The sequence below is a fragment of the Methylobacterium sp. J-043 genome, from assembly GCF_022829505.1.
Classification (GTDB): Bacteria; Pseudomonadota; Alphaproteobacteria; order Rhizobiales; family Beijerinckiaceae; genus Methylobacterium; species Methylobacterium extorquens_A.
In genome coordinates this window covers 25133-38344 of the sequence record NZ_JAKSYB010000053.1, presented here as the reverse complement: position 1 = coordinate 38344, position 13212 = coordinate 25133, and the positions used below count along the sequence as shown (strand labels likewise).

Here is a 13212-nt window from a genome sequence, read left to right as displayed (position 1 = left end):
CGACCTCGCCGACGATGCCAAGGGTCGATTCGGCTAAGGCCGAGGCGACCCACAGTACCGGAGACGAACCCGTTCCCAACGATCCCATACGGTCGATCCGACCGGGTGGGGGCGCGACCGAGGCGATATCGCATGAGATCCACAGAAGGAACCGCGTCGGGACGGATCACCCGTCGCCCGCTGCTCGCCAGCCCCATCCTCCTCGGTGCTGCCTGGGTGTTGGCGACATGGCCCTCCGATGCCCTTGCGGTCTCCGTCGACGACCCGTCGATGGCGGGGCCCCTCAGCGACATCTGGATCGGTGCGTCCGACGCCAAGGTGACGCTGATCGAGTACGCCGCGGTGACGTGCTCGCACTGTGCAGCGTTCCACGACAGGACCTTGCCAGCTATTCGGAGGCGCTGGATCGACACCGGGCGGGTGCGCTTCGCCCTGCGTGGGCTTCCCCTGAACCCGCTTGATACGGCCGCCTTCATGCTCGCCCGGGCGGATGGCGGACGGCACTACTACGCGATCACGGACCTGTTGTTCGAGAGGCAAGCCACCTGGGCCTTCGTGCCAAACCCCCTCGATGCGATGCGTGACCTGTTGCGCCAGGCCGGGTTCGACCGGGCGAAGTTCGACGCCGTCCTCGCCGATCAGGCCCTCTACGACCACGTGAACCGAGTGCAGGCCCGCGCGATGGAGGAGCTCGGCATCCATGCCACCCCGACCCTGTTCGTAAACGACGCCCGTCACGAGGGGACGCTCACCGCCAAGGCCTTCGATGAGATCATCATTAAGCTACCGGCGTAGAAGCATGTGACGAATGTATTCTTCGTCGGCGCGTTCTGAGCAAGCTGAACGGCCGCTTGCCACCCGACCCAGACGTAGGTCATGCTCCACCAAGCTGCCCCAAAGCGGACCTTCCAAAGGTCTGTGAAGGGTGCAGGCTGTGTGAAAACGAGCTGGTCTGGTAGAGTGAAGCCCGATCTGGGAGGTCGGGATGAAGCGCTTCATTGCAGGCGAGGATCGTCAGCAGATCACGCTCCTTCCCGACTGTCTAGACGACTTCATCACCGCAGACAATCCGGTTCGCCTCGTTGAAGTGTTCGTCGATGAGCTTGATTTGGGCACGCTCGGCTTCGCGGGCGCGGTGCCGGAGGCAACGGGTCGTCCCGCCTACCATCCGGCAACCCTGCTCAAGATCTACCTCTACGGCTACCTCAACCGCGTCCCGTCGAGCCGTCGCCTCGAACGCGAGAGCCAGCGTAACATCGAGTTGATCTGGCTCACCGGTCGGCTGATGCCCGACTTCAAGACGCTGGCCGACTTCCGTAAAGACAACAGCCCGGCCATCCAGGCCGCCAGCGCGCAGTTCGTGGTGTTGTGCCGTCGACTGAACTTGTTCAGCAAGGCCGTCGTCGCGATCGACGGCAGCAAGTTCAAAGCGGTCAACAACCGCGACAAGAACTTCACCGCCGCCAAGGTCGAAGCCCGGTTGGCGCAGGTCGAGGCAAGCATCGGCCGCTACCTCGCGGCGCTGGACCGGGCCGACCGCGAGCCGAGCGACATCGCCGAGGTGCGCACGACACGACTCAACGACAAGATCGCGGGCCTGCGCGAGCAAATGCAGGCTCTCCAGGCGAGGGGCCGGCAGGTCGAGGCCGCCCCCGACGGCCAGGTCTCCCTGACCGACCCCGACGCGCGCTCCATGGCGACCAGCGGCAAGGGCACCGGCATGGTCGGCGACAACGTCCAGGCCGCGGTCGATGCCGAGCATCACCTGATCGTGGCCCATGCCGTGACCAACGTCGGCAGCGACCGGGCGCAGCTCGCGCCGATGGGGCTCTTGGCGCAGGCGGCGACAGGATGCACCACGCTGACGGTGCTGGCCGACCGGGGCTACCTCAGCGGGGAGCCGGTGCTGGCCTGCGAGGGCACCGGCGTGCTGCCATGCGTGCCCAAGACCCTGACCTCGGGCCACGCCAAGCGCGGCCTCTTCACGGGACAGGACTTCGTCTACGATGCTGAGAAAGACCACTACACCTGTCCCGCCGGCCAGCACCTGACCAAGGGGGCCGCCCGGTCCGATCGTCGGACCGAGGACGACGCGGTGGATCACTACCGCAACCTGACGGCTTGCCTCGGCTGCGCGCTCAAGCCCCGCTGCACGCCGACGGAGACGCGGCGGGTCAAGCGCTGGGTGCACGAGAGCGTGCTCGATACGATGCAGGCGCGACTCGACCGGATGCCGGACGCGATGAAGATCCGTCGCCAGACCGTGGAGCACCCGTTCGGCACGCTGAAGGCCTGGATGGGTGCAACCCACTTCCTGACCCGGACCTTGGCCAAGATCAGAACCGAGATAAGCTTGCAGGTTCTGGCCTACAACATGAAGCGGATGATCCAGATCTTCGGGGTCGGTCCGCTGCTGGTAGCCATCCGGGCCTGAGGCCAAGCAGCTCGATCTCCGGCGCTACTCCGTGCGCTCGCCCCGATCCCGAGGGATCTGCGTTTCCACACGGCCTCGGTCGGAAGCGGCGGTTCGATCGATACCCGGCGTGTCTCCGGACTGCGGCTTGAGGCAGGCAGTCTGAAATCGCTTCCGCTGGCCTAAGCTACTCTGCGATCCTGTGTATGAGGCGACGCCAGCCGATCACCACGCCCGACACCGAGATAATCAAGCCGGCCGCCGAGAGCAGCCAGAGCACAGCGTCCCATGCCGGACGCCGCTGCAGCAAGAAACGAAAGTCGAAGCTGTGCAGGGCGTTGAACAGCCAACGGTAGGTCCGCGAGGATCGATCGGCTCGGTTAAGCACCTCTCCGGTTGTTGGATCGATGTGGAACCACGTCTCGTCCGAGTCGGCGAACTTCACCCGCAACACCGGCAGGCGGCGCTGATGATGGTGGGAGTACCAGTAGGCATCCTCTTCGGTCAGGAGCACCGCTTCGCGGATCGGAACGTCCGGCAGCAGCTGCCGAGCTGCGCTCGCGAGCCTGGAGATCGCCGGGGATGCGGGCAGCGTCGCCGGGGCACAGCATGTCAACGTCGAACCGTCCTGACAGCTCACGACCGCCTGCGGCTCGCCACGAAGCCAGCCGAACCGCGCCTCAACAGCGTTGGGGCAGGCCGCGGCGCGGACGGCCGCCAGTTCGAGATCCCAAAGAGGTGCCGTGACACTTGCATAGCGCTCAAGCATGGCCTGGCTCGGCGACCGCGAGCCGAACCAGCGGTTCGGGTTCATCGACAGCCAGCCGCTGGCGATGAAGGTCAGTACGGTCAAACCACCAATCAGACCGGCGAGGTGATGCCATGCAGCCCAGCCGCGATAAGGCGAGACCGAGCCCGACGCGTAGCGGCGGCGCAGTCGGGCCCGCAGCAGGCCGACCCACAAACCCGTCACGGCGCCGACGATCGCGACGCCGGAGACCCACAGAACCACGTCCCGCCACAAAGCAGCCTGCGCCCGCAGCGGCGTCACGTAGATCCAGTGCGGGATGGCGCCGAACCAGTTCCAGAACCGCTCCTGCCCCGTAGTGTCGAGGGCGATCTGGCCCGTGCGAGCTGAGACGTAGAGGTGGGTCTCGTCCGTATCGCCGAGGGCGACGAGATGGAAGGGCCGCAGGGGATCGTAGCGCGCGGTCACCGACCACTGGTCGCGATCGACTTCGCCGAGGAGCCGGGGCTGCCGTGCACGTCGATCGTGCCTGGCGATGGCGAGAGCCTGCCCGGCATCGACGCCGGTGATCGGACGAGGTTCGACGGCCGAAACGGTCTCCTGCCCACCGTCCCAGCCCACAATGCGATAGACCGGCTCATGGTCGAGCATCGTCAGGCGCAGATCGCGCGGGAAGCGGGTATGGCCGGCAGCTTCAAGCGCCTCGCGCGGCGTCACCGCCACTCGATCCCAGGTGATACGTGGCAGGCCGCCCTGGCGGTCCGTGTCCGTCAGGCTCGGAAAGCCGACATACATCATGACGAGGCCCGACAGGAACCACGTCACGAACAGCAGGCACGTCGTGATGCCGAGCCAGCGATGGGCGAGATAGAGCCAGCGCTTGCCTGGCTTGAGCAGCGTGCGCATCGCGTGCCTCAAAGTGCGATGCCGTGAACGACATCGGCCCGACGCTGCCGCTTCAGCGGCCAGATGCCGGTGATGCCGCTCAGCGGTAGGATACCATCGAAAAGGCGGTCGATCGGTTCGCCGACAAGCGAGGTCTTGCCGTTGCGCCGATCCGCGTCCGTCGGCAAGCCGCTCCGATGCGAGAACATCACGACGGCCATTCCGCGAGCCGACGGTCAGTGAGAGCCGTCAGCAGCAGGGCGGCAGCCAGAAGGGAGCCGAGTGCAACCAGTGCCTGGTGCTCGGCGCTGGCGCGGGGGATCGAGGGCTCGAATGCGGGCACGGCGTCGTAGGCGTCGAAGTCGAGGCGGGCTGGGCATCCCGCACAGACGGGAACCGGGTTGATGGCCTGGGCCAGGATGCGCGGCTCGAAGAAGGCTCTTAGTTGGCGCCGATAGGCTCCGCTGGCCGTCAGGAAGTCCGCATGTCGTCCCGCATCCGTTCCGGCTGCTGCTTCCAACGAGAGGGCTAGGATCGTGGCGGGCGAGAGCAGGGCCAGACGCCGGCTCCAGAACGAGGCTGCCAGAGCATGTTCCCGCAAGGCCTCCCGATGACTGATCATGGCCTCGCCATAGAACGCGTCACGAGCCAGCCGCTTGATCTCGGGGGCCTCGACGAGATCCGGCCGCTGCGCGGCGTCCGGGACCTTGCGGACGGCCCAGGCACTCGTGATCCGCGCGCCCTCCTCGCCGGTCGAGAACATGGCCTGAGCTTGTCGGCTGGCGTCGATCGCGGCGATCCGGGATGGCATCGGTGCGAGCGTGTCGAGCGCGATGCCGAGCCCCGTCGGCAGCACCACGGTGATGCCGGCCCAGGCCAGCACGAGGATCGCCAATGCGGCGACCGCCCCACGCCAGAGGCTCGCCACCAGCGCGCAGGCTGCAACCCAGAAGAGGACGTAAGCCGCGAGTGCTGCAGCGAGCAGCGCCAACGTGCTCTCCCAACCGGCGAGCGGTCCGAGGCCGCGGGCGAGGACCAGCGCCAAGCCCGTGCCACCGACGACGCCGGTGACGGCGACCAGCGCGACTGCTCCGAACTTCGCCGCGGCGACCCGGCGCGGCCCAACTGGCTGCGCGGCGATCATCCGCAGGATGCCGGCATCCTGCTCGGTTGAGAGGCGCGTGCCGGCGAGTGCAATCACCGCGAGCGGGACGAGGTAGACAAGGACGAAGGCGAGGTCGAACGGACCGAGCTTCAGTTTGGCCGCCGAGCCGAGTTCGTAGGCGGTATCGTCGAATACCGTGCTGAAGCCGAAGCTGATCTTCGTCACCGTGGGCTGCACGTCGGACTGGCCGGCGGCGAAGGAGGCCAGCGGGGTCGGCGGCTTCACCGCATAGGCGGCCATGAAGTAGGTCATGAAGCCGAACGCGTCGGTCGGATCTTGCCAGTAGTTCACCTTGATCGGGCTCGCCCTGGAATAACGCTCGTGGGCAGTCCGGGCCTCGCGGACGGCTCGCGCAGTATCACCGACCGCTTCGGCGATCGCAGCGCGCTCGCGCGCGACGCGCTCCGCGCCGGTCCAGACCGCCAAGCAGAGAGCCGCGAGGAGCGCGGCGAGGACGGCCCAGGTCAGGCGCTCGCGCAGAACCAGCCTCAACTCGGCGCTGAGCAGGCGGGGGAAGCGGACGACGCTCACGGCTTCAGCCTCCGGATCACCGGGACGCTGAGGGCGGCGAGCAGCGTCAGCCACAGGGCGAGGACGAGGGCCGGCACTCGCGCATCCGCCAGAGACCGCGTGAGCGGCAACGGGGTGTGGACGAAGGGTGGGATCTGCTGCCACAGCTCCACCCCGGCGATCAGCCGGCCCTTGCCGTGCTGCGGGTTGTCGCGAATCTCGCCATTCATGCGCTCGGAGATCCTGCGGCGATAAGCTTCGACGCCCCACACGAAATGGGCGTGCTGGGCAAAGTCGGTACCGGCCAGCGTCTGAGAGAGCGCCTGCAGGGCGACCCGCGGTGAGAGCAAGCCCGCCCAGGCGAAGGCTCGCTCCTGACCCGCGAGGCTCTCGAAGAAAGCGCCGAGTTCGCGGTCGTAGACCGCGAAATTGTGGCTCTCGTTCTCGAACATCATGAGGCCGTCGAGATCGACGGGCAGCTCGCGCGCATCCTCGACGCCGTAGCGGGCCAGGACCTCCCGGGCGCGCTCGTCGCCCGCCTCCGCCGTCTTGTGCGCCCGGAAGCCCGCATCGATACGCGCCCGGACCTCGCGGTACGAAAGCGCCGGCACGAGGGCGTCGACACCCGCCGTCGCAAGGCGCGGTGCCGCGACGCAGATCAGGACCCAGGCCACCAGTGCGGTCGCGAGCGCGGCGCGGGCTGTTCGGGCCAGGAGCGAGATCAGCATCGCCAGCAGCAGGAACACGCTGGCGTAGGCGATCTGCACGGCGACCCAGCTCGCTAGGCGCGCGGGCACCTGCCAGCCAGCGCCGTCATGCCCGGTGATCACGAGCCCCCCGATCGCGAGGAGCGGCCCTCCAACGACCACGATGAGGATGAGGAGAAGCGCCGCGAAGCGGGCTGCGAACAGGCGGCCCGGCGGGGCGCCATTCCCCAGGGCCAAGCGAAGGGTGCCCCGCTCGCGATCGGCGGCAAAGGCGGAGAAGCCGAGCAGGATCGCTGCGAGCGGGACCACGAGTTGCACGATGTCGGCGATGCTGCCGAGGCCGGTGCGGGCGAGCGGGCCAGCATCTTGGACGGCGCGGTAGACCGTATCGTTGAACACGTGCGCCTCAACGCGCACCATGCGGCCGGTATAGGGTTCGGTGCCAGGATCGAGCACGGCGAGAGGTGCCGAGGGCCGGAACACCCACAAGCCGAAATGGTCGGCCGAATGCGGGTTCTTGGCGTCCTGTCCGAGCCAGCGCTCACGCTCGGCCGTTGTGACCTGGGCCGCCTGGGTCGTGTAACGCTGGGCTTCCCGCCAGGCGCCGAAGCTCGTCAGGGCCAGGAGCAGGACCAGCCCAGCGCCGATCCAGCGCACACGTGCATCGCGCATCATCAGTGCGAGTTCAGCCGCGACCCGCTTCATGTCGCGATCTCGGCAAGGCGCTCGATGTAGAGGCGTTCGAGCGCGACATGATCGAGCGTCTTCGGATCGACCTCTTCGACGATCCGGCCGCGGCTCAGCACGCCGACGCGGTCGGCCATCTCGCGCACCCGGTAGAGGTCGTGGGTCGCCATCAGCACCGCAGTGCCCCGCTCCGCGGCGTGCCTCACCGTGACGGAGAAGTCGGCTGCCGCACTCGGATCGAGCCCGGAGGTCGGCTCATCGAGAAGAAGAAGCCGTGCCCGGCGGGCGAGGGCGACGGCGATCCCGACCTTCTGGCGCATGCCCTTCGAGTAGGACGCGGCGGGCCGAGTCTGCGCCTCGTCGAGCAGGCCCGCCTCGGTGAGCAGCCGGCGCGATGCGTCTGCGGGCAAGTCGAGACCGGCGAGCGTTGCGAAGTAGCGCAGGTTCTCGAGCCCCGAGAGGCCCGGATAGAGGGCGACCTGCTCGGGGATGTAGGCGACATGGCCCCGCGCGCCGACCGAGTCGGCGCCGGCCTCGATCCCGCAGACCTGGACCGCGCCGGCATCCGGCTTCAGGAAGCCGAGGATCAGGTTGATCGTCGTGGTCTTGCCGGCTCCGTTCGGTCCGAGCAGGGCTAAGACTTCTCCGGCACGGAGCGTGAGGTCCAAGCCATCGAGGGCGGTGCGTGCGCCGAAGCGCTTGACCGCCGCTCGGATCGCCAGAACGGGATTGTCTGCCCCGGCCTGGGGCCGTTCGCGTTGCTCGATATGCATGCGCGTGCGCCCTCAGAAGGCAACGTTGTAGGCGACTTCGACCGAGCGCGGCCGGCCTAGCAACCAGGTGTTGGCGCTGCCGGTCACCGGATAGATCGTGTCGAGCAGGTTGTAGACGCGGACGCTGAAGCGGGATTTATCGCTGACGCGGTAGTCGACGCTGCCGTTGACCACCTCGTAGGCCGGGCGCCGCACCGTGTTGGCGAAGTCGCTGAAGGTCTCGCCGACGAACTGCACGCCGACCCGAGCCTCCCAGCGCGGTGCGAAGGCCCAGGAGAGCCAGAGATTAGCGATGCGCTCAGGAACGCTGATGGGCTGGTTGCCGGCGAAGTTGACGGCGACGCCGCCAACGGACTGCTGGAAGTCGTCGTACTGCGCGTGCAGCAGGGCGACATTGCCCTCCACGCGCCAGTTCTCCCACAGGCCGAGCGAGACGAACGCCTCGACACCGTGTGACGACTGGCTGCCGACCTGGATCGAAACCTGTGGCCGCAGCGGATCCACGGTCAGCAGATCGCGCTTGTTGATCCGGTAGCCCGCCAGGGTGAACTCGCCGCGTCCTTCCCAGAACAACTGCTTGTAGCCGATCTCGACCTGCTCGCCCGCGGACAGCTTGAAATCCTTCTGCGCGATCGGCACCGTAATCAGCGAGTTCACCGGATCGACCGCGGTGGCATAGCTTGCGTAGATTGAACTGTCCGGAGTCGGATTGTAGACGGCGCCGAAGCGGTAGCTCAGCGCACTGAAATCCTTAGTGAAGCTCTGTGATGGCGTGACAAGATCCTCCCGGCGCACCGTCGGTCTGTCGTAGCGCACGCCGGCAATCAGCGAGAACTGGTCGGACAGGATCAGCCGGTCCTCGGCGAAGAGAGAGTACTGATCCGTGCTCGACACGTAGAGCGGCCGGACGCTGTCCAGGCTGCTGAAGAAGCCCGGATTGAAGAAAAAAGGGTTCACGGTGTTCTCGCCGCGATAGGGCGAGTTGTTGCGCAGGCGGAAATCGATGTGGTTGACCTCGAAGCCTGCGACGAACTCGTTGCGGAATCCGAACAGCGTACCCTTGAACGTCGCGTCGAAGCGGTTGCCGATCTGCTCCTGGTGATGGAAGATCTCGATCGGGCTGGTCCGCCGGATGAGACCCGTGCTCGGGACGAAGGCGTAGCTCTCCAGATTACGCCAGTGGCGGTCCGAAAGCAGACGGTATGCGGTGTTGCGAATGACGATGTCGTCGCTCGGCGACCACTCTACTTTCAGCTGTGTCCAGTTGTCCTGGAAGACGATGCGGCTGCCGTCGATATTGTAGTTCTGGAAGCGCAGGCGCGGGTCGATGCGTCCCCCGATCAGGGGCGTTCCGAAGTAGCGCAGAGGCTCCTGGTAGCCGTAATCATGCGAGAGCGTGACGGCGAGATCCGGCGTCGCCTGATAGAGCAGTGAGCCGGAGACGGCGAGGTTCGCAAAATCTCCGTTCTGGTTGAGCCAGCCGTTGACTTGGTTGCCGCTGACGTTGAGGCGGTAGAACAGGTTCTCGCCGATCGGGCCGCCACTATCGACGGCGAGGCGCTTGACGCTGTCCGATCCGAGGGCGGCGCGAGCGGCGTTGATCGGTACGGCGACCGGCTTCTTGGGCACCACGTTGATGACGCCGCCGATCGCGCCGTCGCCGTAGAGGACCGAGGCGGGACCGCGCAGCACCTCGATCCGGTCCACATTCCAGGTGTCGAACGGGTAAGTCGTCGTGTTGACACCCACGAAGAGCCGGGTGCCGTCGTAGAGTTGCATCACCGAGTTCACGCCGGAGAAGCCGCGGGAGGTGTAAGCACCGAAGCCGTTGCCGGGGGAACCGATCGTCGTGATGCCGGCGGCGTTCTGGGTGATCGCCTCCTGCACGGTTTGCTGCCCGCGCTCACGGATCTTCTGGCCTGGGATGACCTCAATGCTCGCAGGCGTCTGTAGGGGCGAGAGGTCGAGGCGGCTGCCGCTACGGTTCGGTGTGGTGAGGTTCAGCCCCGTTGGCGCTGCCGTGTAGGGGGCCGGCGCGAGCAGGCGGGTGCCCGATCCGGCACCCGTGACGGTCAGTTCCTCCAGGGTGACGGCATGCGCACTGCCCGCATGTTCCGGTAGTTCCTGGGCGGCCAGATGATGTGGGGCAAGAACAAGGGTGCTGGTCGATAGGAGCCAGGCGGCAGTCGAACGCGATCGATCAGCCGACGAGCGGAGACGGGTGGCGCGGAACATGGAACGCGGAGCCTCGGGCAACGGCTGTGGCACGTCACCGCGAACGAAGCCTCGGCGATCCGCATCCTCACGGGATACGCGTCGCTTCGACACCCATCGGAGCACCCCGCCCGACGCGTTTCGCGTGTGACCACGACGACGGCAGGTCTCCTGGCTCGCGGGTCGTCGCCGTCTCACCGTCTTCCCGGACGAGGCTGTCCAGTGACGTAGTGGTGAAGAGCTCGCCGCTTACAGTTGCGGGGGCAGCCGCGGCATCGGAGCGAACCCCACACCGCGTTCCCTTTTGATCCCCGAAGGGAACCGTCGCAGCTTGGCTATTCGACTTGGAATGGGCTGTCAATTCGTTCTCTCAACCTTCACAGGGCCGTGTTGAAGCTTCCAACCTGGCGCTGGCGGGGAAGCGAACAGTCGAGGTGATGTCAGAGGCTGGGGCAGGAGCGGACCTTCAGCCATCCGCATGCGAATGTCTGTTGATGGCGCAAATGAGAAACGCCAGCTGAGTTGCTTGAGCGCCCCCATCGGAGAAGCGGCGAGGGTCGGCTGTATGATCGGGGGTGTGCCGCGTCAGGCTTCAAGTCGCGTGGAGCGGCCTCTGGTCTGGCCGTGACCGGAACTCCGTTATCGGCGGAGACCGTCCAGATCCCACGGCGTCGCCTTTGCGTGTGAATGGATGAGCCGATGATGAGGAGGACGGGAGTCGTGCTCGCCGTCGCCTCCCCATCGCGCAATCCTTTGACGAGTCATCGGTGATCACTGTTCCAAGAAGCGCCCAGTCATACGTCCGCAGATCCCGCGTTACCTCAGGTATGGCCGCGATCGCAGTGAGCAGGTCTTCGGGTTTGAGCGTCTTCTTGTAGTTGCGCGAGTTCACCGTGGCGCCCTCATGGCCCAGCATCGACTCGCGGATCGGATCGAGCACCAACTGCCTGATCATCTCCGTATTGCCGAAATGCCGAAAGGAATGGAACGTCTTTCCCTCCTCCCGCGCCGACGGCCCGGCCTCGTCCAGAACGACTGTCCAGCGCTTGTCGAACAGGTTCGACAGGGGTGTATTCTCGCCGAGCTGCGCGATCTCTGAGAAGATCAGATCGTTTCGCCCGCCCGCTTTGGTCCGCACGAAATCCAGGAAGCCGAGGCGGATGAGCTCGGGATGGATCGGCAGCGTACGGCGAGACACCGCATTCTTGAGACGCCGTCGGTGTGTCGGCCGGATCTTGAGCGTGCTCCGCTCCACGTCAATGTCGCCGAGTTCGAGATAGGCTAGCTCGGACAAGCGCGCGCAGGTGTAGTAGCCGAGCAGTGGCAGCCAGTAGACGGCCGCGAAGATCTGCTGCCTCCGCGCGATCCGCAGCATCTCCGGCTCCGAGGCCGTCGAGGTCCAAACGGGATGCGCGAACAGCTTCTCTACCTCGTGAACCTCAAAGGCCGGTCGCTTCTCACCATCCCGTTCCGGGTCGATCAGCCGGAAGTCGCTCAGGAGTTCGACCTGCCCAATCGGGCGCTGCTTAGCGCGGCAGTACTTCGCGATCGTCGAGAGCTGCGTGATATGCCGGTTGACCGTCGCGAGGCTGAGCCCAACCTTCTCGGCCTGACCTGCGGCCCGCATCGTTCGTCCACGCTCGACGAGATCTGCGATCGACAGATCCGCATCACGTGAACTCTTGCCGTAGGATTTAGGTAAATTCGACAGGTTCTGGACGTAGGCAGCGAGATGCGCGTGCGTGATCCGGCGCAGGTCGTCGGTGCCGGCGATCTCGCCCAGCATCCTGGCGACGGCCCGATGCTGCCGCTGGGTCTTCTCGTCCCAGGTGGTGCCTTTGTGGCTGATAAGCTCTTCGACCATCGTCGTCAGAGAGTTCGTGATGGGCTCGGAGACGGTTTCCACGCCCGTACTCGCATCATCCTGATCTCGCTGTTCGCGATCTGTAGCGCGGTCGGCGATGTCTTGAATGGCTTCCTCCCCATCCAGTTCGGACTGCACACGCGATGAACCTGAATCCGCTTCTGGAGCGGCGGCCTCCGTTTCCGAAGGGTACGACGCAGGTGCTGGCGGGGCCGGTGGGTGTTTCCCTGGCCGGTGCAGGACCCTGCTCGGGGGCGGGATGGCGGGCAGATTCGGATAGGGGAGGGGGAGGACCATCATCGTCACTCGCGGTCTGCCGAAGTATCGGCGGAGCGTGGATCTCGAAGTCGCCCCATTCGAAGCTGTCGGCGCCATCGAAGTCGGACGAGGCCCAGCCCAGTTCGTCGCGTGGCATCTCGCCCCTGGCGCGCATGGCAGAGAGGTTGGCCCAGGCCTCACGCGGATCGCAACGGGCCTCGGCATAGGTTGCAGCGAACTCGCGCGAGACATGGCCGGAGACAGCCGCGAGGCCGCGTAGGCATCGGATCAGGCCCGCTTCGGTCACGGGCTCGTCCATGCTCATCAGCATCGCCTCGAGGTAGGCGCGGGGCGGCGTGAGCCGCCCGGTCTCATCCGGGCGTCCGAGATCGCGCAGGTAGCCATTCGTGATGCGCCGCCTGATCGCCCCGCGTTCCATCAGGCTGAAGCCTTCCTGCTTCAGACGAGCATCGAGTTCGCCGTCGTACCCGGCTTCGAAGCCTTCCTCGGCGGCCAGGGCCTGCAGGCGTCCGAAGATGCGGTACTCTCGTGCGCGTCTCTCCATCAGCGCGGGCCAGTCGCCGACAAGCGGATCACGCGGCGGATCGAGGTCGCGCTGCAGACGCGTCAACCGCGCGCCTCGCTCCCGGTCGACATAGGCGCGGAGGTGGTCGCGGATCTGGCTGGTGGTGCGCATGGCGGGATCGTCCCGGACGCGGAGGCTTTCCGCGTTGAGCGCCCAGCCGAGTGTGCGCGCACTGGATGGGTCGGTCGTGCCCAGGCTCAGAGCGACCGTGGCGGAATTCCCCTTAACAGAGGCACCAAGCAGTCGCGTCCGCTCATCGCAACGGAATCGCCTACGCCACCAGTATACCGCACCGCGACGGTACACGTTAGAACAAATCGTCAACGGCCTGCCCCTGTGGACAAGCGCGTGCAACAGCTCCGCGTACAATCGGCGCAGCCGCGGGAGCGGCCGAGCACGGAT

At 66.3% G+C, this 13212-nt stretch carries 10 protein-coding genes and 1 riboswitch; of the genes, 2 read left to right on the top strand and 8 right to left on the bottom strand.

From position 1 onward, the window contains the following. Nucleotides 1-132: 132 nt before the first annotated feature. Both MKK50_RS14455 and MKK50_RS14450 read left to right on the top strand, forming a co-directional pair. Complete coding sequence (locus MKK50_RS14455; protein WP_499023236.1) at nt 133-795, top strand: thioredoxin domain-containing protein; 663 nt, start codon at nt 133-135, stop codon at nt 793-795. Between the two features lie 190 nt (nt 796-985). Continuing rightward, the gene (locus MKK50_RS14450) at nt 986-2434 is read left to right on the top strand and encodes an IS1182 family transposase (RefSeq protein ID WP_499023234.1); all 1449 of its coding nucleotides are present in this window, start codon (nt 986-988) and stop codon (nt 2432-2434) included. A gap of 166 nt (nt 2435-2600) precedes the next feature. Here the strand turns inward: MKK50_RS14450 and MKK50_RS14445 are convergent, their stop codons facing one another. The 8 genes from MKK50_RS14445 to MKK50_RS14410 all read right to left on the bottom strand — a co-directional run bounded on the left by MKK50_RS14445 (nt 2601) and on the right by MKK50_RS14410 (nt 13116). Then, complete coding sequence (locus tag MKK50_RS14445) at nt 2601-4067, bottom strand: PepSY domain-containing protein (protein ID WP_499023232.1); 1467 nt, start codon at nt 4065-4067, stop codon at nt 2601-2603. Between the two features lie 8 nt (nt 4068-4075). Next, nucleotides 4076-4267: a hypothetical protein gene (locus MKK50_RS14440; RefSeq protein ID WP_253369273.1), complete on the bottom strand. Its 192-nt coding sequence runs from the start codon at nt 4265-4267 to the stop codon at nt 4076-4078. Then, on the bottom strand, nt 4255-5742 hold the full coding sequence (locus MKK50_RS14435; protein ID WP_499023230.1) for a DUF3526 domain-containing protein: 1488 nt from the start codon (nt 5740-5742) through the stop codon (nt 4255-4257). The genes MKK50_RS14440 and MKK50_RS14435 overlap by 13 nt, the downstream gene beginning before the upstream one ends. After that, complete coding sequence (locus MKK50_RS14430; RefSeq protein ID WP_499023228.1) at nt 5739-7133, bottom strand: DUF3526 domain-containing protein; 1395 nt, start codon at nt 7131-7133, stop codon at nt 5739-5741. The genes MKK50_RS14435 and MKK50_RS14430 overlap by 4 nt, the downstream gene beginning before the upstream one ends. After that, complete coding sequence (locus tag MKK50_RS14425) at nt 7130-7888, bottom strand: ABC transporter ATP-binding protein (RefSeq protein WP_499023227.1); 759 nt, start codon at nt 7886-7888, stop codon at nt 7130-7132. The genes MKK50_RS14430 and MKK50_RS14425 overlap by 4 nt, the downstream gene beginning before the upstream one ends. A 12-nt stretch (nt 7889-7900) precedes the next feature. After that, the gene (locus MKK50_RS14420; protein WP_499023226.1) at nt 7901-10123 is read right to left on the bottom strand and encodes a TonB-dependent receptor; all 2223 of its coding nucleotides are present in this window, start codon (nt 10121-10123) and stop codon (nt 7901-7903) included. Between the two features lie 123 nt (nt 10124-10246). Beyond that, nucleotides 10247-10443, bottom strand: a riboswitch (cobalamin riboswitch). A gap of 251 nt (nt 10444-10694) precedes the next feature. Next, entirely contained in the window at nt 10695-12104 is a 1410-nt protein-coding gene (locus MKK50_RS14415) for a tyrosine-type recombinase/integrase (RefSeq protein WP_499023224.1), read from the bottom strand. Beyond that, a complete protein-coding gene (locus MKK50_RS14410; RefSeq protein ID WP_499023221.1) occupies nt 12022-13116 on the bottom strand; it encodes a hypothetical protein in 1095 nt (364 codons plus the stop codon). Before MKK50_RS14410 ends, MKK50_RS14415 begins: the two co-directional genes overlap by 83 nt. Between the last annotated feature and the right edge of the window lie 96 nt (nt 13117-13212).

What these genes read in the sequence shown, in the direction of transcription:
- MKK50_RS14445 (WP_499023232.1), bottom strand. Translation starts at nt 4,067, where the DNA reads ATGCGCACGCTGCTCAAGCCAGGCAAGCGCTGGCTCTATCTCGCCCAT.
- MKK50_RS14455 (WP_499023236.1), top strand. Translation starts at nt 133, where the DNA reads ATGAGATCCACAGAAGGAACCGCGTCGGGACGGATCACCCGTCGCCCG.
- MKK50_RS14440 (WP_253369273.1), bottom strand. Translation starts at nt 4,267, where the DNA reads ATGGCCGTCGTGATGTTCTCGCATCGGAGCGGCTTGCCGACGGACGCG.
- MKK50_RS14450 (WP_499023234.1), top strand. Translation starts at nt 986, where the DNA reads ATGAAGCGCTTCATTGCAGGCGAGGATCGTCAGCAGATCACGCTCCTT.
- MKK50_RS14420 (WP_499023226.1), bottom strand. Translation starts at nt 10,123, where the DNA reads ATGTTCCGCGCCACCCGTCTCCGCTCGTCGGCTGATCGATCGCGTTCG.
- MKK50_RS14430 (WP_499023228.1), bottom strand. Translation starts at nt 7,133, where the DNA reads ATGAAGCGGGTCGCGGCTGAACTCGCACTGATGATGCGCGATGCACGT.
- MKK50_RS14425 (WP_499023227.1), bottom strand. Translation starts at nt 7,888, where the DNA reads ATGCATATCGAGCAACGCGAACGGCCCCAGGCCGGGGCAGACAATCCC.